Origin of the sequence: Bacillus sp. ChL18 (genome assembly GCF_026241425.1) — a bacterium.
Lineage (GTDB): Bacteria > Bacillota > Bacilli > Bacillales > Bacillaceae > Bacillus > Bacillus velezensis.
The window spans coordinates 312,743-333,595 of sequence record NZ_JAPHWE010000002.1 but is presented as its reverse complement, the minus strand read 5'-3'; the positions used below and the strand labels follow the sequence as shown (position 1 = coordinate 333,595).

General features: G+C 47.3%; 22 protein-coding genes. 4 read left to right on the top strand and 18 right to left on the bottom strand.

Features of this window, described 5'->3' with window-relative positions; translation table 11 throughout:
• Window positions 1-54: 54 nt before the first annotated feature.
• From OQ477_RS12650 to OQ477_RS12630, 5 genes are all read right to left on the bottom strand, one after another.
• The gene (locus OQ477_RS12650) at window positions 55-738 is read right to left on the bottom strand and encodes a uracil-DNA glycosylase (protein WP_265972669.1); all 684 of its coding nucleotides are present in this window, start codon (window positions 736-738) and stop codon (window positions 55-57) included.
• Between the two features lie 14 nt (window positions 739-752).
• Entirely contained in the window at window positions 753-1,559 is an 807-nt protein-coding gene (locus OQ477_RS12645) for a glycosyltransferase family 2 protein (protein WP_007407698.1), read from the bottom strand.
• A gap of 84 nt (window positions 1,560-1,643) precedes the next feature.
• Window positions 1,644-2,171, bottom strand: a complete 528-nt coding sequence (locus tag OQ477_RS12640) for a hypothetical protein (protein ID WP_100262078.1) — start codon at window positions 2,169-2,171, stop codon at window positions 1,644-1,646.
• A gap of 44 nt (window positions 2,172-2,215) precedes the next feature.
• The gene (locus OQ477_RS12635) at window positions 2,216-2,851 is read right to left on the bottom strand and encodes a permease prefix domain 1-containing protein (protein ID WP_265972668.1); all 636 of its coding nucleotides are present in this window, start codon (window positions 2,849-2,851) and stop codon (window positions 2,216-2,218) included.
• Window positions 2,844-3,182: a PadR family transcriptional regulator gene (locus tag OQ477_RS12630; RefSeq protein ID WP_003150960.1), complete on the bottom strand. Its 339-nt coding sequence runs from the start codon at window positions 3,180-3,182 to the stop codon at window positions 2,844-2,846. The genes OQ477_RS12635 and OQ477_RS12630 overlap by 8 nt, the downstream gene beginning before the upstream one ends.
• A 149-nt stretch (window positions 3,183-3,331) precedes the next feature.
• Here OQ477_RS12630 and OQ477_RS12625 point away from each other — a divergent pair, with 149 nt between their 5' ends.
• A complete protein-coding gene (locus tag OQ477_RS12625; RefSeq protein ID WP_003150959.1) occupies window positions 3,332-4,144 on the top strand; it encodes a bifunctional hydroxymethylpyrimidine kinase/phosphomethylpyrimidine kinase in 813 nt (270 codons plus the stop codon).
• A 30-nt stretch (window positions 4,145-4,174) separates the two neighbouring features.
• Here the strand turns inward: OQ477_RS12625 and OQ477_RS12620 are convergent, their stop codons facing one another.
• The 5 genes from OQ477_RS12620 to OQ477_RS12600 form a co-directional block, all read right to left on the bottom strand.
• Window positions 4,175-4,450: a hypothetical protein gene (locus tag OQ477_RS12620; protein WP_042635591.1), complete on the bottom strand. Its 276-nt coding sequence runs from the start codon at window positions 4,448-4,450 to the stop codon at window positions 4,175-4,177.
• 63 nt (window positions 4,451-4,513) lie between these two features.
• Window positions 4,514-5,953, bottom strand: a complete 1,440-nt coding sequence (locus tag OQ477_RS12615; RefSeq protein WP_265972667.1) for a sucrose-6-phosphate hydrolase — start codon at window positions 5,951-5,953, stop codon at window positions 4,514-4,516.
• On the bottom strand, window positions 5,950-7,332 hold the full coding sequence (locus OQ477_RS12610) for a sucrose-specific PTS transporter subunit IIBC (RefSeq protein ID WP_014419178.1): 1,383 nt from the start codon (window positions 7,330-7,332) through the stop codon (window positions 5,950-5,952). The genes OQ477_RS12615 and OQ477_RS12610 overlap by 4 nt, the downstream gene beginning before the upstream one ends.
• 218 nt (window positions 7,333-7,550) lie before the next feature.
• Window positions 7,551-8,381 carry a PRD domain-containing protein gene (locus OQ477_RS12605; RefSeq protein ID WP_007407705.1) on the bottom strand — a complete coding sequence of 277 codons (831 nt, stop codon included), beginning with the start codon at window positions 8,379-8,381 and terminating at the stop codon, window positions 7,551-7,553.
• A 23-nt stretch (window positions 8,382-8,404) separates the two neighbouring features.
• On the bottom strand, window positions 8,405-8,719 hold the full coding sequence (locus OQ477_RS12600) for a hypothetical protein (protein ID WP_265972666.1): 315 nt from the start codon (window positions 8,717-8,719) through the stop codon (window positions 8,405-8,407).
• Between the two features lie 525 nt (window positions 8,720-9,244).
• Here OQ477_RS12600 and OQ477_RS12595 point away from each other — a divergent pair.
• Window positions 9,245-11,656 carry a S8 family peptidase gene (locus OQ477_RS12595; RefSeq protein WP_174736959.1) on the top strand — a complete coding sequence of 804 codons (2,412 nt, stop codon included), beginning with the start codon at window positions 9,245-9,247 and terminating at the stop codon, window positions 11,654-11,656.
• 41 nt (window positions 11,657-11,697) lie between these two features.
• On the opposite strand, the gene OQ477_RS12590 is transcribed toward OQ477_RS12595, so the two are convergent.
• The 4 genes from OQ477_RS12590 to OQ477_RS12575 form a co-directional block, all read right to left on the bottom strand.
• The gene (locus OQ477_RS12590; protein ID WP_265972665.1) at window positions 11,698-12,699 is read right to left on the bottom strand and encodes an LLM class flavin-dependent oxidoreductase; all 1,002 of its coding nucleotides are present in this window, start codon (window positions 12,697-12,699) and stop codon (window positions 11,698-11,700) included.
• A 162-nt stretch (window positions 12,700-12,861) separates the two neighbouring features.
• Window positions 12,862-13,611, bottom strand: a complete 750-nt coding sequence (nfsA, locus tag OQ477_RS12585; protein WP_007407708.1) for an oxygen-insensitive NADPH nitroreductase — start codon at window positions 13,609-13,611, stop codon at window positions 12,862-12,864.
• A 102-nt stretch (window positions 13,612-13,713) separates the two neighbouring features.
• Window positions 13,714-14,901 carry an FtsW/RodA/SpoVE family cell cycle protein gene (locus OQ477_RS12580; RefSeq protein ID WP_007407709.1) on the bottom strand — a complete coding sequence of 396 codons (1,188 nt, stop codon included), beginning with the start codon at window positions 14,899-14,901 and terminating at the stop codon, window positions 13,714-13,716.
• Window positions 14,902-15,102: 201 nt separating this feature from the next.
• On the bottom strand, window positions 15,103-15,561 hold the full coding sequence (locus tag OQ477_RS12575) for a GNAT family N-acetyltransferase (protein ID WP_265972664.1): 459 nt from the start codon (window positions 15,559-15,561) through the stop codon (window positions 15,103-15,105).
• Between the two features lie 291 nt (window positions 15,562-15,852).
• Between OQ477_RS12575 and ywcE the strand changes: the two genes are divergently transcribed.
• Complete coding sequence (ywcE, locus tag OQ477_RS12570) at window positions 15,853-16,113, top strand: spore morphogenesis/germination protein YwcE (protein WP_003150937.1); 261 nt, start codon at window positions 15,853-15,855, stop codon at window positions 16,111-16,113.
• A gap of 43 nt (window positions 16,114-16,156) precedes the next feature.
• Here the strand turns inward: ywcE and qoxD are convergent, their stop codons facing one another.
• The 4 genes from qoxD to qoxA are packed head-to-tail and all read right to left on the bottom strand — an operon-like array spanning window position 16,157 to window position 20,098.
• Window positions 16,157-16,525: a cytochrome aa3 quinol oxidase subunit IV gene (gene qoxD, locus OQ477_RS12565; protein ID WP_007614576.1), complete on the bottom strand. Its 369-nt coding sequence runs from the start codon at window positions 16,523-16,525 to the stop codon at window positions 16,157-16,159.
• A 1-nt stretch (window position 16,526) separates the two neighbouring features.
• Complete coding sequence (gene qoxC, locus OQ477_RS12560; protein WP_003150930.1) at window positions 16,527-17,141, bottom strand: cytochrome aa3 quinol oxidase subunit III; 615 nt, start codon at window positions 17,139-17,141, stop codon at window positions 16,527-16,529.
• Window positions 17,142-17,155: 14 nt separating this feature from the next.
• Window positions 17,156-19,105 (bottom strand): cytochrome aa3 quinol oxidase subunit I, encoded by a 1,950-nt coding sequence (gene qoxB, locus OQ477_RS12555; protein WP_007614578.1) that lies wholly within the window; start codon window positions 19,103-19,105, stop codon window positions 17,156-17,158.
• 27 nt (window positions 19,106-19,132) lie between these two features.
• Window positions 19,133-20,098, bottom strand: a complete 966-nt coding sequence (gene qoxA, locus OQ477_RS12550) for a cytochrome aa3 quinol oxidase subunit II (RefSeq protein ID WP_087920812.1) — start codon at window positions 20,096-20,098, stop codon at window positions 19,133-19,135.
• 502 nt (window positions 20,099-20,600) lie between these two features.
• Between qoxA and OQ477_RS12545 the strand changes: the two genes are divergently transcribed.
• Window positions 20,601-20,846 (top strand): GlsB/YeaQ/YmgE family stress response membrane protein, encoded by a 246-nt coding sequence (locus OQ477_RS12545; protein WP_003150926.1) that lies wholly within the window; start codon window positions 20,601-20,603, stop codon window positions 20,844-20,846.
• Window positions 20,847-20,853 lie beyond the last annotated feature (7 nt).

The following is a 20,853-nucleotide window of genomic DNA, read 5'->3' as shown; positions in this document are numbered from 1 at the left end:
CGGAACGTCAAAAAAGGCGCTTTCCGCCGGGCGGAAGCGCCTCAAAAAAAACGTTTATTGCGGCAGGTCGGGGATGCACCAATCAATCGGCTGCTCCCCCATTTTTTCAAGGGCGGCGTTTGTACGGGAAAACGGTCTGCTCCCGAAAAAGCCGTTCCTTGCCGAAAACGGGCTCGGATGAGTCGATTCAATAATAATGTGTTTCGATGTGTCAATGCGCTCTTTTTTCATCTGCGCGTGACGCCCCCACAGGATAAAGACAATCGGCTTCTCTCTTTCATTCACCACATCAATGATGCGGTCAGTGAGCCGCTCCCACCCCTTGCCTTTGTGGGAATTGGCCTGACCGCGGCGAACCGTAAGCACTGTGTTTAACAAAAGCACTCCCTGCTTCGCCCAGCTGACGAGCGATCCGTGGTTCGGTACGGAGCAGCCGATATCGTCCTGAAGCTCTATGAAAATATTTTTCAAAGACGGCGGCTGTCTGACCCCGGGCTGAACGGAAAAACTAAGCCCGTGCGCCTGTCCTGGTCCGTGATACGGGTCCTGTCCGAGAATGACCGCTTTTACATCCTCATAGGGCGTATAATGCAAGGCGTTAAAAATATCATGGCTGTCAGGATAAATCGTTTGGCTGCTGTATTCTTGTTTCAGCATCTCTCTCAGCTCTTGATAATACGGTTTGTCAAATTCATCTTCCAGCTGATTCCACCAGCTGTCTTTTAAAAGCTGTTTCAAACTGTTCGTCCCCCTTATGAACTGTGCAGTCTTGAATGGACGGGCTTTCCGTCCCACACAATGTCAGTCGGCGCCTCCCGCCTCTTCATGTCCGGCTCTTCAAGAAGAACCGCGAAGTTTTTCGTCGGGAGCTCCCCAAGCCCGTGCTTTTCGCTTAACCGGTCTAAGTACCGCTTCCGTTTGCCGCCGAGATCCGCGGACTGATTGCCGCCTCCCTCAAAAAACGCATATATGACGCTCGCGCAAGGAACACGCTTCACACGGTGCTGTTTCGCAGCGCGCAAATAAAAGTCCCAGTCCCAATAATTATGGACATCCGGATCAAAATACCCTAACGTGTCATGCAGAGAACGCCTGTACATGCTGCCTGACGGAACGTACGTGGAAAACACCCGCATATCCGCATAATCCGCCGTATAGGCGAACGGCTTTCGTGACACCGGGTATCTCGTGCCGCCCCGTTCTTCAAATGACACAATTTCCGCGTCAGAATGGACAAAATCCGCATCAGCAAGTGCAGCCGCCATTCTTTCCAAATGGCCCGGCGTAATGAAATCATCATCATCGCACAGCATGATACAATCACCCGACGCTTTTTTCACACCTGCGTTCCGCGCTTCCACATGTCCGGCATTCTGTTCTAAATCAATAATCTGAATCGGCAGATCGCTGTACAGCTGCTTCGCTTGTTCGACCGATTCCCCGGCATCATTTACGATGATGACTTCATAAGGCTTTATGGTCTGCATGGAAATCGACTCCAGCAGCTCACACAAAGCCGGAATCCGGTTATACGTGACTATAACAATTGATATATTCATGACCCGCTCCTTCTGCTTTTTCTCATGTTCTATTAAAACATAAAGCGGCGGAGAGATCAGGGGGGATTTTTGATTTCGGCCCATTCAGAAACAAATCCAGGTCATGCCCGCCAGCAAAACGAGAATGATCAGAAGGTCTCCCCAAACAGTGCATACCGCCTTGGCATTAAGTCTGCCCGCCTCCATGGCGTTCCAAAGTTTTGATTGATAAACAGGCACCAACACCATCGCATAGCATGTGCACAAGCAGACAAAAGCCGGCGGGACAAGCGCACATCCATCCTCATGCCAATCATGAATCAGTTCCGGTATACTCACCCCGCTGTCAATGTACAAGTATAATATACCCGCCAGCGGAATGAGCGAACTGATCTGCAGCTCGAAAAGTTTCACCTTCCACTCACGCGCAAACGAAACGGCCCAAATCCATCCCAGCGCATAAAACAATAGAAGAAGCAAAATACTGAAAACAACAAAAATAGCGTCTTGCATCCCATTCAGAACCATAATAAAAAGACTCCCAACGGGCAATGCAAGAATCAAGCCGCAGACGGTAAATACGGTAACGGCTATTTGGGCGCACGCGCCGTACATCCACGAACCTAATCTCATTTTAACACCCCTATATAGATTCCCTATGTATATAGTGAAAAAGATCAGGCAAGTCTCTGCCTGCCTGCGTAAAAACCTATTTTGCCGCAAAACGGAAAACATACCGTCACAACGGCGCATACTGCCGCAAAACTCGGTGTGACCGCCGAAGGAAACAGCCCAGCCGGAACCAGATTGAACAAAAAGACAAACATAAAACATAGATTCGGCACCATTGAAGCCCATACCGTCCGCTCAGCAAGCTTTTTGCCGCCAGCCCCGAACTCCTTGCCAGCTTGATAGCCGATTTGGAACCAATACAGCACATAACCGATCATAATCAGCCATACTGACACGGAAATCCCTTTCCACAGCGCGTCAACAGCGGGATGAATCTTCCACGCGTGCATCATCGTAATCATCGCCCCCATCACAAAAAGACCGCAGTTGCAGAACAGATAAAAGAGCATAAAAGTCCGCGCGGGCACCGCCGAAGCTTTTTGAAAAGCAGAGATAATCTCAGACGGAGTCCCCACTTCCCGCAGAATAAGCGCCATCGCCTCGCTTTCGGTTTTGCCTTTTTTCAGATGATCACGTATGGCATGATGAATATGACTTTCGATTTCTTTTAATAATTCACGGCTTCCGGCCTTACCTTCCAGCCCTTTTCTGATTTCCTGCACATAAAGGTCTTTATCCATTCTGCCCGCCCCGCTTCAGCATCCGGTCCATCAGAGCAGAGAACAGATTCCATTCCTTCGTCCGTTCGGCTAGAATGTTTTTTCCTTCATCGGTGATCCGGTAATATTTTCGGTCCGGCCCTTTGGTCTGCTTTTCCCAGTAAGAAGAAATATAGCTTTGGCGTTCAAGCTTATGAAGCGATGGGTACAGCGTGCCTTCCTTCATTTGCAGTTCATTCCCGCTTCTTTTCTCCATTTCTTTCACTAGTTCATACCCGTACATGGGCCGTTCATTCAGCAGCGTCAGCACCAGAATGACCGTGCTTCCCTTTACAAGCTCCCTGTTGAGCATTTATTTTCTCACCCTTACCTAGTAATCTTATGTAGGTATTGTACGCACATCCCCCGCGGCTGTCAAATCATTCCTCCAAGCCTTCCGTATTGTGATCGGGAGAAAATCTAACTATAATGAGATATAAAACACTGATGGAGGCCATTGATATGTCAATGCACAAAGCACTTACTATTGCCGGTTCTGATTCCAGCGGCGGCGCGGGAATTCAGGCCGATTTAAAAACATTTCAAGAAAAAAACGTATACGGAATGACGGCTTTGACCGTGATCGTAGCGATGGACCCGGAGAACAGCTGGGATCATCAAGTATTTCCGATCGATGCTGATACGATTCGCGCACAGCTGGCGACGATTGTTGACGGAATCGGCGTAGACGCCATGAAAACGGGAATGCTCCCTACCGTGGAGATCATAGAGCTTGCGGCGAAAACGATTAAAGAAAAACAGCTGAAGAATGTCGTTATCGATCCTGTCATGGTCTGCAAAGGAGCGAACGAAGTGCTGTATCCGGAGCATGCCGAAGCGCTTCGCACCCAATTGGCGCCTCTGGCAACCGTCATCACGCCCAACCTGTTTGAAGCAAGCCAGCTGAGCGGTATGGATGAATTAAAAACGGTGGAAGACATGAAAGAAGCGGCCAAGAAAATTCACGAACTCGGCGCGAAATATGTATTGATTACAGGCGGAGGCAAATTGAAACATGAAAAAGCGATCGACGTGCTGTATGACGGAGAAACCGCGGAAGTATTAGAAAGCGAAATGATTGATACACCTTACACGCACGGAGCCGGATGCACATTCTCCGCCGCCGTGACGGCAGAACTGGCCAAAGGCGCTGAAGTGAAGGAAGCCATCTATGCGGCAAAAGAATTTATCACCGCGGCAATCAAAGAATCCTTCCCGCTGAACCAATACATCGGACCGACTAAACATTCGGCGATGCGTCTTAGCGGAAAATAAAATAAATATCCCCCTCATGATCGAGGGGGATTATTTCATTTTTTTCGCGGATGACCGCAAAAACATCTCAATAGACTGCACAAACAGCGCATATTCCTTCATCTGTTCATATGTATGCATCAGCCGATCACTCCATTCATTGTGCGGCTCAGCCCTCTTGAGCATGCGATTCAGCTGAAGCAGTACTTCTTTATATTCTTCCCGCTTATCTTCCACTTGCTCTGCGGCTTTGACAAGTAAACATTTCGGCGTCATCTTCTGATTTTTCAAAACTGAGAAAACAACTCCTTTTATTCCTGGAATCATAGTCTTTCGTTTGAAGAATAGCACAGATGGCATAGGTTTCACATAAGAAAAAAGAACGATTTTCTACAAAAGTGTCCAAATTGAGCCATTTATTTCCGTTTTTCCTACCGAAGTGACGGTTACGTCATCATTTCCCGGGAAAGGAAAATATCTGGCACTGAATACCTCTTCTCCATCATTCAAAAACAATTCGATGGAGGATGCATCCAGAAAGAGCTGCACGGAATGCACCTCGCTGACGGCGCAGCTTCTCTTTTCTTTTTCTTCTCCGCTGAAAGCGGTGCGCTCCAGCACAGCCAGCCCCTCTTCCTGATGAAATATAAACCGGGCCGCGCCCCGAATTGAGATTTCAAAACCGGATTCGCAAGTGATGTCTTCCAGCAGCACTTCAGCCCGGGACGCATCTTTCACCGGCAGGCTTACAGACGAGCACTCTAATTGAAGACGGCGCTTTTGCTCATCCGTGCGGCGTGATTTCATTTCCGGAAGCGGACGCTGTATGATTCTGCCGTTGGACAGTGACAGCTGTCTCGGCATCGTTAAGCAGTGAATCCAGTGATACGCATGTGTCGGATGTTTGTCCTCATGCTGATCCGGAACGCCCATCCACGCGAACAGAATTCTCCGTCCCTTATCATCTTCCAGCGTCTGCGCCGCGTAAAAATCAAATCCTCTGTCAAGCTCCGTAAATTCACCGTGCTTAAATTCTGGCGGCTCTGTATGAAACCTGCCGAGGAAATAGCCCGCCTGGTGGCTGTTATGATATTTTATCCCGTCGGCTTCAAGCCCCTGCGGACATACGAGCAGCACGTCGGTTCCGTCAAGGGAAAACAGGTCGGGACATTCCCACATATAGCCGAATGACCCGAGACCGCCGGATTCCGCCCCCGCAATCGAACCGAGAAACGTCCAATCCGTCAAGTTCTCTGATGTAAACAATACAGCGCTTCCGGTGAGCTTTTCTGTCTGCGCGCCGAGCACCATGTAATATGTTCCGTCTTTCTTCCAAACCTTCGGATCACGGAAATGAGCGGTATAGCCTTCCGGGAGACGCGCGACAACTCCTTTTTTTTCAAACACGATCCCGTCTTCGGATACGGCGAGGCATTGATACGTTTCCCGATTGCCTTCTCCGTCACGGACATTGCCTGTGTATATCAGGCAGAGCCGCCCGTCTTTTTCGATGGCGCTTCCGGAATAACAGCCGTTTTTGTCATACCACTCACCCGGCGCAAGCGCGATTTCCTCCTCTTTCCAATTAACGAAATCCTTCGTCGTCACATGCGCCCAAAATTTCGCGCCGTGCCCCGTATGAAATGGCTGCCATTGAAAAAACAAGTGATATACGCCGTTCCATTGAATCACGCCGTTCGGATCATTTAAAAGCCCGACCGGCGGCATAATATGATAGTTCTGGCGGTATGGATCTGACGCGGCTGTTTCTTGCCGCTTCTTTTTCGCTTCCTCAGCCTGCAGGCGCAGCTCTTGATCCGGTGTCCTCATTTGACGGCCTCCTTTTCTTTAGCTCCCATAATGTAAGCGGCAATAAACGCCGAGACAGAGGCGATGCCCATTCCGATCAGATAGTTTATAAGATTTCCTAAACCGAGCGGAGCCGTGATGGCAATCATCGGAATTCCGGTCAGACCGTAGGCATTGGCGGCGACACCGGTCACCACGACATAGGCTCCGCCCAGCGCTCCGCCGATCATTCCCGCGATAAACGGCTTGCGGTATCTTAGGTTCACACCGAAAATGACTGGTTCGGTTACGCCGAGAAAAGCGGAAAATGCGGCAGGCAAAGCGATTTCTTTCATTTTCGCTTTTTTCGTCAGGAAAAATACAGCCAGTCCCGCCGCGCCCTGAGCGACATTCGCCATCGACCAGATAGGAAGGATATAGTTTCTGCCCAAATCAGCGATGAGGCCGGCCTCAATCGCATGAAAGCTGTGATGCACACCGGTAAGCACAATAAGCGGATAAAGACCTCCGAAAAGCAGTCCGGCAACAATGCCCGCATGATCATACACATACGTCAGCGAGACGGTAATGCCTGATCCGATCGCCCTGCCAAGCGGACCGATTGCGATAAAGGTGATAAATCCTGTGACAATCACCGTGACAAACGGCGTGACCAATAAATCGAATGCGTGAGGCACGATTTTTCGCGTGCCCTTTTCCACTTTGCTCATAATGTAAACGGCTAACAGTACGGGGATGACCGTCCCTTGGTAGCCGAGCAGCGCAATGTCGAAGCCGAAGAGCTGCATAAAATCAGGCGGTACATCCGCAAGCCCCCACGGATTCAAAAGCGCCGGATGGATCATAATTCCCCCGAGCACGGCACCGAGAAAGGCATTACCGCCAAATTCCTTCGCCGCGCTGAACCCGATGAATACGGGCAGGAAGATAAACGCCGCGCTTGAAAACATGTCTAGAAGCTTAAACAGCGATGATTGTTCAGACACCCAGTGAAAAGCCTTCATCATGCCGAGCAGCCCCATTAAAAGTCCGCTTGCCACGATAGCCGGAATGATGGGAACGAATATGTTAGACAGTGTTTTCGCAAATCTTGCGGCTGGATTCAGCTTTTTTTTCGCCGCGTCCTGATGTGTCTCACGATCCTCCCGCTCCAAATCGGCTTCTTTTGAAAAAGCGTCATACACTTTATTCACGAGGCCGGTGCCGAATATAATCTGATATTGCCCCGAGCTGCTGAAAGCCCCTTTTACTCCTTCTGTCTCTTCAATGCCGGCCTGGCTGATCTTCTGTTCATCTTGAATGACGAGCCTGAGCCGTGTGGCGCAATGTGTCGCGCTGATGATATTTGATTTCCCTCCGATGTGTTTGATAAGCTGTTTTGCCGTTTCTTGATAATTCATTATGTATCCCCCTTTCTAAAATCAAAAAAGACCTAAAATTCGCCAACGAAAAAGGTCAGCATGATCCCTTTTTCATGTACGCAAATTTTAGGTCTTGCCTGCATTACCAGTCACAATCCCGCCGGATTCAGTTTTTTAATGCGCTTTCATTTTATTTCATGATAGCGCTTTCGTCAATATGTTTTCAAAAAAAAAGTCTGTTTCTCGAAACAGACGCGTTATTCCGGGTTTTTTTGCAGACGCTGGACATGCAGCGTGATATAGCCGGCCTCGGATTCCGGCAGTTCCAAATCATATTCAGTTTTTAAAAACGCCGCCAGTTCAAGCGCACACCGATAAGCAAACGGATACTTTTTTTGGATGAAATAAAGCATCTCCTCGTCCATGGAATGGAGTGCTTCATTTGAGTCCAACCGGCTGACCGCATACCGCAAGTGCGTGACGAGGCGCTGATAGGAAATACTGTCTTCATCCACCTTCTGTTCGAAAAAGGATTCGATCTTTTCGATCATTTCTTTGATCATGGTTGTATGCTTCATCGCCGAATACATGCTTTTGGCATCCGCCTTGGCAGTGTGGATATGAAGCGCGATATACCCCGCCTCATCATCAGGCAATGATATACCGAGGGTTTGTTTCACGTGTTCAACCGCCCAGCGGCCGATCTCATATTCTTTTTTATAAAGCGCCTTAATTTCATGAAGCAATCGGTTATGCACCTGAAGGCCGTTTTGAATCCTTTCGATCGCAAAGGATAAATGGTCCGCCAGCGCAATGTGGATGTGATCGCTCAAAGGTGCCGCAAGCTCTCCCTCCGCATGACTGATGATATCTTCAGCCGCCTCTATATGCTCTTCGGGAAGCGTTTCTAACACTTGTTTGAACTTTTCATTTTCGTCGTGCACGACAAATATTTTTTCAATTTTATGTTTTTGAATCACATCATTTTTTCTCTTTTGAAAAGCGATTCCGGGACCCATTACGATCTTTTCCCGTCCGTCTTCTTTTATTAACGCCGCATTGTTATTTAATACTTTGTCTATTCTCAAGAGGTTCGCTCCCGTTCTTATGTTTAGTGGGATTGTACCCTCTTTTTCATATGATGTAAAGGTGTCGGACCCGCGCGCTCCCGTTTCGGCAATTCTTTGCGGGCAGGCATCCATCGGTTTTTATCCAGCCTGCCGCGGGCCGATTTCGTTTCATCGGTCAAATCCGCCGATCGGACACGGCTCACAAACGAAAAAGCCCCAGCCGTCCGCTTCGCTTTCTTATGATAAGCCGCTTGGTTTCCGTACACGGCGGCTAATGGATATCTTCCGTTACCCGGCGCCATCCAGTTCATCAGAAAGACCATCCACACCCGTAAAGATACTAGCAAACGTTTCATTGCAAATCATCCCTCCGCTTCTTTTTGACAGACAGCTTGTTCGCAGGCCTGTTTTTCTCTCCGCTTTAACGGAAAAGGCGGCCGATCCTTCTCCGCTAAAAACTAGCGGGTCTAGCAACCCTATGACTCTATGATAGACGCGGCCGGGCGAATTGTTTGTCACAATATGAGTGAAAAAACAAACTAGTTTTCAGAAGTTTTGTTGAAAGCTGATGGAAATGACCTGAAAAATGGAAAAGCCGATAAAAAAAGTTATACACACTTTATCCCTTGGTTAAGCACAGCTTAAACACAGGGTATATCCACATATCCACAAACTTGATCTATATTTTGTATAGGAACATTCGTTCCCAACAATATATATACACAAATTTATTCAGTTATGCACAGGATTCTGTGTATAACTCCCTCCTTATTCACAGACCAATTTCCATAAATGAGTCATATGTCACAAGGATTATTTTGAATTTTCAAGAAATATATACTAGATTTCTAATTTAGATAAAGAAAAAGGGGGAAACACGATTGAAAAAAGGAATCATCCGTTATCTGCTTCCGGCTTTTGTCTTATCCTTTACCTTATCCACAAGTTCACAGGCTGCGCCGGCTTCAAAACCGCAAACTCCGGATCTTGAGAAGGCTGAGGTGTTCGGTGACATTGATATGACCACCGGCAAACAAACGACAGTCATCGTGGAGCTGAAGGAAAAGTCACTGGCGGAAGCAAAGGAACTCGGCAAAGCACAGACAAAAAGCAAGCTGAAAAGCGAACGCGCAAAAGTGAAAAAGAAAGCGCTCAAAACCGTTAAACACGGAAAAATCAACAGAGAATACGAGCAAGTGTTTTCCGGCTTCTCCATGAAACTCCCGGCAAATGAAATCCCCAAACTGCTGAGTGATCAGGATGTCAAAGCGGTTTATCCGAATGTTACCTATCATACCGATCAGCTCAAAGATAAAGACATCACCCTATCTAAGGATGCCGTGTCTCCGCAGATGGATGACAGCGCGCCTTATATAGGGGCAAATGACGCGTGGAAGCTCGGCTATACGGGTAAAGGCGTCAAGGTTGCCATTATTGACACCGGTGTCGAATATAAACACCCTGACTTAAAGAAAAATTTCGGACAATATAAAGGATACGATTTTGTGGATAACGACTACGATCCTGAAGAAACGCCGTCCGGTGATCCGAGAGGCGCGTCGACTGACCACGGAACCCATGTCGCGGGCACGGTAGCGGCAAACGGGACGATTAAAGGCGTCGCGCCGGATGCTACACTCCTTGCCTACCGTGTGCTCGGTCCGGGCGGAAGCGGAACAACGGAGAACGTCATCGCCGGCATCGAACGCGCGGTACAGGACGGAGCGGATGTCATGAACCTTTCTCTCGGCAATTCTGTGAATAACCCAGACTGGGCGACAAGCACGGCGCTTGACTGGGCGATGTCAGAAGGCGTCACGGCCGTTACATCAAACGGAAACAGCGGGCCGAACAATTGGACCGTCGGCTCTCCGGGAACGTCCAGAGAAGCCATCTCCGTCGGAGCGACCCAGCTGCCGCTGAACGAGTACGCCGTCTCCTTCGGTTCCTATTCCTCAGCGAAAGTAATGGGCTACAACAAAGAAGATGACATAAAAGCACTGAATAAAAAAGAAACAGAGCTCATAGAGGCGGGTATCGGCGAGCAAAAGGATTTTGAAGGCAAAGATCTGAAAGGAAAAGTCGCGGTCGTCAAACGGGGCAGCATCGCCTTTGTGGATAAAGCCGACAACGCCAAAAAAGCGGGCGCGATCGGTATGGTTGTGTATAACAATGCCCCGGGAGAAATTGAAGCCAACGTACCGGGCATGTCCGTGCCGACGATTAAGCTTTCATCAGAAGACGGCGAAAAACTCGTCAGCCAATTAAAAGCGGGCGGCACAAAAGCGACTTTCAATTTATCCGTGGCTAAATCGCTCACTGAACAAATGGCAGACTTTTCGTCACGCGGTCCGGTTATGGACACGTGGATGATTAAACCTGACGTCTCCGCTCCCGGCGTAAATATCGTCAGTACTATTCCGACCCATGATCCGGCCGACCCGTACGGCTACGGATCGAAGCAGGGAACGAGCATGGCTTCCCCGCATGTAGCCGGCGCAGCTGCCGTCATCAAGCAGGCCAAACCGAAATGGAGCCCGGAGCAAATAAAAGCCGCTCTCATGAACACGGCCGAAACCTTAACGGACGCGGACGGTGACGTATACCCGCATAATGCGCAAGGCGCCGGAAGCATCAGAATCATGAAAGCGATCAAAGCAGACTCCCTTGTCGCCCCGGGAAGTTATTCTTACGGAACGTTTATGAAAGACAAAGGCAATGAAACGAAAAAAGAAACCTTTACGATTGAAAACCAATCGTCCATCAGAAAATCATATCAGCTCGAGTACTCTTTCAACGGCACGGGCATTACCGTTTCGGGCACAGACCGGGTCGTGATCCCCGCTCATCAAACCGGAAAGGTCAATGCGAAAGTAAAGGTCAATGCCAAAAAAGTAAAGGCAGGCACCTATGAGGGAACCGTCACAGTGCGAGAAGGCGGAAAAACAGTCGCAAAAGTGCCGACGCTGCTGATTGTAAAAGAGCCGGACTATCCGCGCGTGACGTCAATCGACGTGCAGGACGGCACAACGCAGGGAACCTACCAAATTGAAACCTATCTTCCGGCGGGAGCCGAAGAGCTTGCCTTCCTTGTATATGACAGCAATCTTGACTTTGTCGGCCAAGCCGGCATCTACAAAAAGCAGGATAAAGGCTATCAATATTTCGACTGGAACGGCAAAGTCAATGGTGACACCGCACTGCCGGCAGGAGAATATTATATGCTGGCCTATGCCGCGAACAAAGGGAAATCAAGCCAGGTGCTGACTGAAAAACCTTTTATCATTGAATAACCGAACAACCCTGCTGGAGCATCAGCAGGGTTTCTTTCTGATTAATCGTCAAAAGCTTCTCGAAGCAGGCGGTATGATTGAAGTTTATCTTCAAAATGATGAGTAATGGTTACAGCCATCACTTCTTCTGTTCCGTATGCTTTACTGAGAGCCAGAATCTGTTCTTTCACTTGCTGCTTCGTTCCGATGATCATTCGATTCCGATTATCGGCAATTCGTCTTTGTTCATACGGTGTATACGTATTGCCGCGGACGGTTTCGTAAGACGGTACGCCGTGAAGCGGAATCCCCTGTTCACCCGCAAGCAGCGTATAATCCATGACGGCCGCGAGTTCCTTCGCTTTCTCTTCCGTGTCCGCGCACAGCACAAACACCGCCACGGCTGTTTTTGGTTCTTTTCCTAATAGAGAAGGTTTAAATCTGCGCTTATATTGTGCCGTCGTGCTTTCTCCGCCTTCTCCATTAATAAAGTGGGCAAACATATAGCCTGCTCCCGTTTCTGCGCTCAGAAGCGCGCTTTCCCCCGAAGAACCGAGAAGCCAGACTTCCGGCGCCGTCTTAATAAGGGGTGATGCGGTCAGATTCGGAAAACGGTGATTGTCATCAGCTGCATCATGCAGATACATCGTCAGCTCACGAATCTGCTGCGGATATTGATCAGCATTACGCTTCCCGCCGTCATTCAGCGCCCATGATGCGATCGGCATTCCGCCCGGCGCTCTCCCTAATCCGAGATCGATTCTGCCCGGCGTCAACCCTTCAAGCACGCGGAAATTCTCCGCCACCTTATATGCGCTGTAATGCGGAAGCATGACACCGCCCGAGCCTACACGAATCTCATTCGTTTTCGCCGCAATATGGCTGATCAGCACTTCAGGGCTTGAACCCGCCAACCGCTCTGAAAAATGATGCTCTGACACCCAAAACCTCTTATATCCGAGCTTTTCCGCCTCCTGCGCCAGTCTTACTGTATTCCGCAGAGCACTTTCCGCAGAACTCCCTTCTGATACAGGAGATTGATCTAATATGCTTAATGAAATCATCACTGTCACCTCATCAACATCGTACCACTGCTAAGCCGTTTTTTCTTTCTGTATGCTTATAAGCATCCCTGATGATAAACATTTATATACCTTGTTCCATTTTGTCGAAATATGTTACACGTGAAACATAAAAAAACCTCTCCCGTCAGGAGAGGTTTTTTCTTAATTCTTTTGAAAACCTTTATCTTTTACATATTGATTTAAATAGGTTCTCGGTTTTTGTTTCATGAACTGCAGAATTTGATCAGACCACGTTTCAACCCGCTTGCCGTTTGTCCGTTTATCATAATAAGCGGAAATGGTTTCATCATATTCCTTCATATAACTGCGGAAGTGTTCTTCATTCGTATCGTACGTGTTTTCATGATATACGGCTTGTTTCGGCAGGCGCGGCTTTTGACCGGACGGATGAGCGGGATGACCGACTACCAAGCCGAACAGCGGCAGCACATGGTCAGGTGTACCAAGCACTTCCGTCACCTGATCAAGTTCATTTCGAATGCCTCCGATATAACAAATGCCAAGCCCCATTGATTCCGCGGCAACACTTACATTTTGTGCGGCAAGTGCGGCATCAATGACGCTGACCATAAACATTTCCGTATTCTCAAGAAGCTCGGTAATGTTTTCGCCTTTTTCCTCAGCAAGTTTTTTATGACGGTACAAATCAGCGCAGAACACAAACAAGTGCCCGTTATTTTCGACGTAAGGCTGGTTTCCGGCCAGTGCCGCCAGCTTCCGCTTTTTCTCCTTATCAGTTACGCCGATGATGGAGTAAGCCTGCACGTAACTGGACGTTGACGCCGCCTGGGCGCTTTTCACTAATGTATCTATCTCTTCTGCTGTCAGAAGCTCGTCAGTAAATGATCGGATCGACCGATGATTAAGTATAGTTTCGATGGTATTGTTCATATAAAAGCCTCCTTCTCTCTATATCATATCCGAAAGGGAATCATGTCAAAAGCGAAATGCTCTAAACAAAAAAAGACAGCCCGGAAAACGAGCCGTCTCACATTAAGAATTGAACAAGTAGCTTTTATATTTCGTCAGCTGCACACTTGCGTTATATACGATCCCGAAGCTGATTAATGTAGAAAGCACCGAGCTCCCCCCATAGCTGACAAACAGCAGCGGAATACCGGTAACCGGCATAATGCCGATATTCATCCCGATGTTCTGGAAGGTGTGAATCACGATAAGTGCAGTAAATCCTACGCAAAAAAACGCGCCAAATCGGTTAAACGCATGCAAGCGGTCAATCAGCACCACAAGTCTGTAAATTAAAAAGAAAAACATGACAACCGCAATGGCGCACCCCAAAAATCCAAAACTTTCACCCAAAATCGCAAAGATAAAGTCGGTCTGTCCCTCAGGTACGTACACCTTTAGATTATGAACGCCGTTTCCGGTAATGCCGCCCGATCCGATCGCCATAACGGCCTGATCCACCTGCCAGCTTTTATCGCTCTCTGCCTGAGTCGTTGCCGCACTGGAGTCAGACATCCACGATGTAATCCGGTTAATTTGATAATCCGCAATGCCGATCGAATTCGCCACATGGGGAAATTCAATTACCAGTACTAAGAAAAGGCCAAGCACAAGCGCGGCCGAACCGCCGATAATGGTGATCAGCTTCCAGTTTACACCTGACATAAACACCATCACCATAACGATAAACAGACAGATCGCACCCGTTCCGGCATCCTGCAAAACGATCATCCCGATCGGAATAACCGTCCATGCCGCAATTTTCAAAAGCAGATTCACATCTTCCCGAAGTGACCTTTGATCCTTCGGGCCCGCCTTCGATATAATGGACGCGACCATCATCATAATTCCTATTTTCGTAAACTCAGAGGGCTGGAGGGTAAAGTTGCCGATTTGAAACCAGCTCTTCGCTCCGTTTTTAATCGGCGCGATGGATTCCGGCGCCACACGCAAAAGGAGCAGCGACAGCACGCCGGCAATCAATACGTACAGACTCAGTTTCTCAAGCTGCTCTAAATCAAAGTACAGCAATAATCCGATGAATCCCGCACCTATAACATAGAAGACAATCTGTTTCATCCAGGCACTGCCTCCGTACTGCCCGAACTGTCCGGCCGCATAAATCGCCGCCACACTAATTATTAAAAACACACCAAATATAAAAATCAAATCCCCCTGATAATAGGGATTTTGCTGTTTCTTATATCGACTCATTCTATCCCGCCTTACATTTTCATCGGAAGTCACTATTGTTTATTATACATGAACACTGTTCAAGAAAACATGATGAGGTTGCTTCCTTTTTATTTTTTACGGTTTGGGGACTACACGACATATGACGTGTCAGAAAAGGAAATGTTTCGGTCGTGACGAAACTTTTCCGATAAAAAACCCCTTCTCGTCAGAAAAGGGGTTTCAGTCTATGTTTAACGTCATAAACAAGCTGTTCGGGTCCTCTTTATAATGTGCAAACGGATTACAATATTGAAACCCGACTTTTTCATACAGGCGTCTGGCGGGGAGAAAAGCCTCCATAGAACCGGTTTCTAAGCTGATCCGCTGATAGCCCCTCCGCCTTGCTTCTTCAAGCATATGGCGGAGGATCTGGTTGGCTGCGCCTTTTCTGACATGATGCCGAGAGGTTTTCATTGATTTGATCTCACCGTGCCGGCTGTTTAGCTCCTTTAAGGCACCGCAGCCGAGCAGGATGCCGTTTTCCCTCGCACTCCAAAACGTAACGTCAGGCTGACGCAGCCGGTCCGCATTGAGCGCGTGTATACTTTCCGGAGGAGAATGCATGGTCATGCTCTTCAAATGGTCCTGCAAAAGCGCAATGACATCCGGCGCTGTGACATCTTCTTTCCTTACGTCCACTTCAAACCACCCTTGCTGTGCATGTTTCTTTGACCATAGCAAAGGTTCACAGCCTGCGCCATTCCATTGTCCGGAAATGTGACAGGGTATTTGGCCTTTCCGGTTTCTTGTACCTATCCAAAAATGAGGCAATAGTTGCAATACATTTCTCGAAAAAGCGGTATCAAAAATTGGAAAACATGGTATAATAATTGTAACAAAATGTTCAAAAAACGACCACAAAACAGACACATTTCACTCTCTGTATTTCATTTTGGAAACGCTCCCATAAAATGAAAGGAGACATGTAAGATGGACATGTTTTTTGCTTATTTACTGGTCGCGAGCGCAACACCCCTCTTTATCTGGCTGGATAACAAAAAAGTCGCTCTTTCGGCCATACCGCCAATTATTCTCATGTGGGTTTTCTTCTACTTTTACGCAACCAGCAGCCTATCCCCTCTCGGCCACACACTCATGATCATCCTGTTTGCCGTCAACGTCATCGTTGCCCATATCGCCGCCTTTATCATTTACGGCCTTCCGCGCCTGCGCCGGAGAAGAAGCCAATAAAGGCACAAAAAACCCTCTTCGCATAAACGAAGAGGGTTTCTTTTTATTCCTGATGTTCGGAATGATGCTTCGCACCGCCAGGAGGGTTTCCATCCATATGGTCACCGTGATGGTAGTGCGCCGCAAAGATCCAGATGGAACCAAGGATGATAACAATCGCTCCGAAAAATCCGAAGAGCGTGTTTCCGACTTGAATTCCGCCGTTTTCGCTTTCTGTCATGTGCATGAACATGAGAAGCTGAAGACCGGCTTGGATAAATGCGAATCCGAAAATGATCCAGAGTTTTGCTGATGAGCTTAAATCCGTATATACTGCAACCCAAAGGGCCAGCAGGGTCAGAATAATAGACAACGCAAAACCTACGATATGCTTCCACGGAAAGTGGCTGTGTTCAGCAGATTTGTTTGCCATATTATAGTCCCCCCAATCCGATGAGATAGACGCCTGTAAAGATGAAGATCCAAACAACGTCTAAGAAGTGCCAGTATAAACTTGAGATAAAGATTTTTGAAGACGTCTGCGGCGTTAATCCGCGTTTCTTCAATTGCAGTAAGATGCCGGCAATCCAGAAGATACCGATCGTTACGTGCGTTCCGTGCGTTCCCAGAAGGACGAAGAATCCAGACCAGAAAGCACTTGTACCGAGAGATGCTCCTTCATGTACATAGTGGATGAACTCGTTAAGCTCACATCCGACGAAGCCCGCGCCGAGAAGAAGCGTAATGATCGTCCAAATGACGACGCCTTTTAAACTTCCGCGACGCATTTCATGAACAGCGATCCCGCAGGTGAAACTGCTGATCAGAAGCAGGAATGTCATGATCATGACAAGCTTCACTTCAAATAATTCAGCCGGTAAGACTCCTCCTGCTGTTCTTCTTTGAAGAACGAAGAAGGTTGCAAATAGTGTTGAGAACAACACAATCTCTGCCCCTAAAAAGATCCAAAACCCGAGAATATTGAGTCTGCCGGTTTCAGATTGATATTCCATAGGCGCGTTAGAATTGCCGTGTTCTGCATGTTCCATAAATCACGCCTCCTTTATTCGGAAATCTTTCTTTCCGTCTCTTTTATTTCTTCAACAGGTATATAGTAGCCATTGTCATATTCAAATGAACGAAGCACCATGCAAAGCAGAATGCCGATCAAACCGACAATGCCCATCCAGAACCATTCAAATACAAGCCCGAAGCCTGCAATACCGAACGCCACTGACATAATAAGCGGTCTTCCGGAGTTGTGCGGCATATGGATTTTCTTGAACTTGCTTTCCGGATGAATATCCGTTTTGTCTTCTTTCAATTGCAGTAACGCATCTTGAGATTTCACTTCAGGAAGCACCGCAAAGTTGTAATGCGGCGGAATCGCAGATGAAGTCGCCCACTCAAGCGTACGTCCCACGCCCCATGAATCTCCGCTGATCTCGCGAGTAGAGTAGCGGAAGCTGTAGTAGATGTTATAGCAAAGGATTAAGAATCCGACACCCATCATGAAGGCTCCGACAGTTGAAATAAAGTTCAATGCAGTCCATCCGTCATTCGGTCCGTAAGTGTAAATACGGCGAGGCATACCTTGCAGCCCCAAGAAGTATTGAGGGAAGAAACATACATTAAATCCGATCATAAAGATCCAGAAGAACCATTTTCCGATTCTTTCGTTCAGCTTGTGGCCGAACATTTTCGGATACCAGAAAATAAATCCTGCGAAACATGCAAATACCGTACCCGCGATCAGCACATAGTGGAAGTGAGATACGAGGAAGTACGTATTATGGTATTGATAATCCGCTGCAGCCATCGCAAGCATAACCCCTGTTACCCCGCCGACAACGAAGTTCGGGATGAACGCAAGCGCCCACAGCATCGGTGTTGTAAAACTGATCCGGCCTTTATACATCGTAAAGAGCCAGTTAAAGATTTTAACCCCGGTCGGAACCGAAATCGCCATCGTTGTAATCGAGAAGAAAGAGTTAACGGACGCACTGTTCCCCATTGTGAAGAAGTGGTGAGTCCATACAAGGAAACTCAGGACGGAAATGGCGATAATTGAGCCGACCATCGCTTTGTAACCGAATAACTGCTTTCTTGCAAACGCTGAAATAATTTCAGAGAAAATACCGAATGCCGGTAAGATAACGATATATACTTCAGGGTGTCCCCAAATCCAGAACAAGTTAGCCCAAAGCATCGGCATACCGCCGGCTTCCAGCGTGAAAAAGTGAGCGCCGAACAAACGGTCAAATGATAACAGCGCCAATGCCACTGTCAAAACAGGGAAGGCGAATACGATAATAACCATTGTAATCAGCGTCGTCCATGTGAACATCGGCATACGCATCAGCGTCATGCCTTTCGTACGCATTTTCAGGATCGTCACCATAAAGTTGATACCCGTCATCAGCGTACCGATACCGGCAATCTGAAGACCGAGCAGGTAGAAGTTCTCACCAGGCCCGGGACTCATGTCGTTGCTTGCCAGCGGCATGTAACTCGTCCAGCCTGCGTTCGGAGAACCTCCGATAACGAAAGAAATATTGAAAAGCATCGCACCTACGAAGAACGTCCAGAAACTCAGGTTGTTCAAGTAAGGGAATGCTACGTCGCGCGCACCGATCTGCAAAGGTACGACAACGTTGATCAGACCGATTAAAAACGGCATCGCCATGAAGATAATCATGATCGTACCGTGAGTCGTAAAGATCTCATTATAGTGGTTTGAGTCTAAAAAACTGTTATTAGGAAGCGCTAACTGGGCGCGCATCATCAAGCCGTCGACCCCGCCGCGGAACAGCATGATAACAGCAGAGATAATGTACATGATTCCAAGTTTCTTATGGTCTACAGACGTAAGCCATTCAGACCAGAGCCACTTCCACTTTTTGAAGTATGTGAGTACAACGATGATAGCGATAGTGGAAAGCGCAATGGAAACTTGTGCGCCCAGAATTAATGGGTCACCTGTTACAAAAAATTCATCCCATCTCAATTTCATTCGGGCTTCCTCCTTTCTTGTTCAATTTCAATCTTGTTTATCGTCGGATACTTTAAACTCGTTTTTCTTTACATTTTCCCACGGATCTGTTTTAGAGTGCGGTGATACGGCTTTGTAGCCAAGGCGTTTGCGCGCCTCCATCGCATATTCGGCATCTTGGCCGTGGTCAACGTATTTTAAGTGTGTAGAAGAGAACGTTAATTTACCGACATTCTCCGGAAGCATCAGTTCGTCATACTTCTCTTTCGTCAGCTTTGGAGAATCGCTTTGGGCTTTTTTCACCCAGCTGTTAAAGTCTTTTTGCGTAACAGCTTTTACGTTGAATTTCTGGTCGGCAAAGTGTTCGCCGGTGAAGTTCGCGTTGCGGCCTTCATATGTTCCCACTTTGTCAGCCTGTAAGTATTGATCCATCAGCATTCCCGCCATCGCGTATTTTTGTCCCCCAAGCTGAGGAATCCATAGCGATGCCATTGAATCGGCTGAAGAAATTTTAAATAAAACCGGACGGTCTACAGGAATGTTCAGGTAGTTAACCGTCTCAATATCCTGCTCTGGGTAGCTGAATACCCATTTCCAGTCTACCGAAGTAGCATAAACAACAAGAGGCTCTTTATCCTTTGTCGCTTCAGGCGCTTTTTCTAACGAATATATCGTCTGTACGGTAGGCACAGAAAGTGCAATAACAATTAAAATTGGGATCACTGTCCAGACTACTTCTAAGAACGTGTTGCCGTGCATCTCGGGCTTGTAATTTCCGCTGTCTTTGCCTTTGCGGTCGCGGTATTTCACTAAAATGATTGTAAATAGTACGAATACGACGCCGACAATGAACAGCATAAATCCGATTGACAAGAGAATCAGATCTTTCTGCTGGTCTGCTACAGGTCCTTTCGGATCTAAAACGGAAATGTCGCTGCATCCGCCCAGTACGAAAACAACAGCCAACATCGCTATTAAAAGTAACGGTTTAAATGCTCTGAACAAGAAGATCACCATCCTTCCTATTGATGTAGTGAATCTGAAATGTACTTTCTCAAAATCTTTTCTCTATCTACCTTGTTATGCTATCAAAATCTGCCCTTATTAGCTTTATTTTTTTCTAAAGTTCATCTTTTTTTCGACCTAATGTCACAAAATCGTCAAAAAATGCATGAACTTTTTCCACTTGCGCAAATCAAACATAAAAAGTTTTAGATCATTTAGCATATATAGAGAAAAAAGATAGTGAGAACGAATAATACCAAATAAAGGTTTACCATAATAAAAAACGCTGGTCAACAAAAAGTTTCATTTTGTTAAACATTCTACAAAAGAAATATTTTTTCCTTTGCTCACACCTTTTCACACGGTTTCCATTTTAACGCAACGCATTTTGAAAAAAAAGACCGGAACGCGCCTTGATATGTTCATTATAAAAAACGCATTCATATGTTTAATATGGACAAAACGAAGGTAACATATAGGCATAAATAATAAAAAATAGGAAGTGATATTTATGGGTTTTATCGTATCTCTGATTGTCGCTATTATTATCGGCTGGATCGGAAGTTTATTTGTAAAAGGCAGTATGCCCGGAGGAATCATCGGGTCAATGATCGCCGGTCTGATCGGCGCATGGATCGGGCACGGACTGCTCGGCACATGGGGTCCTCACCTTGCCGGCTTTGCCATCATTCCGGCAATCATCGGAGCTGCGATCGTGGTATTCTTATTCAGCCTGATCGCCAGAAGCAGAGGATAAAAAAAAG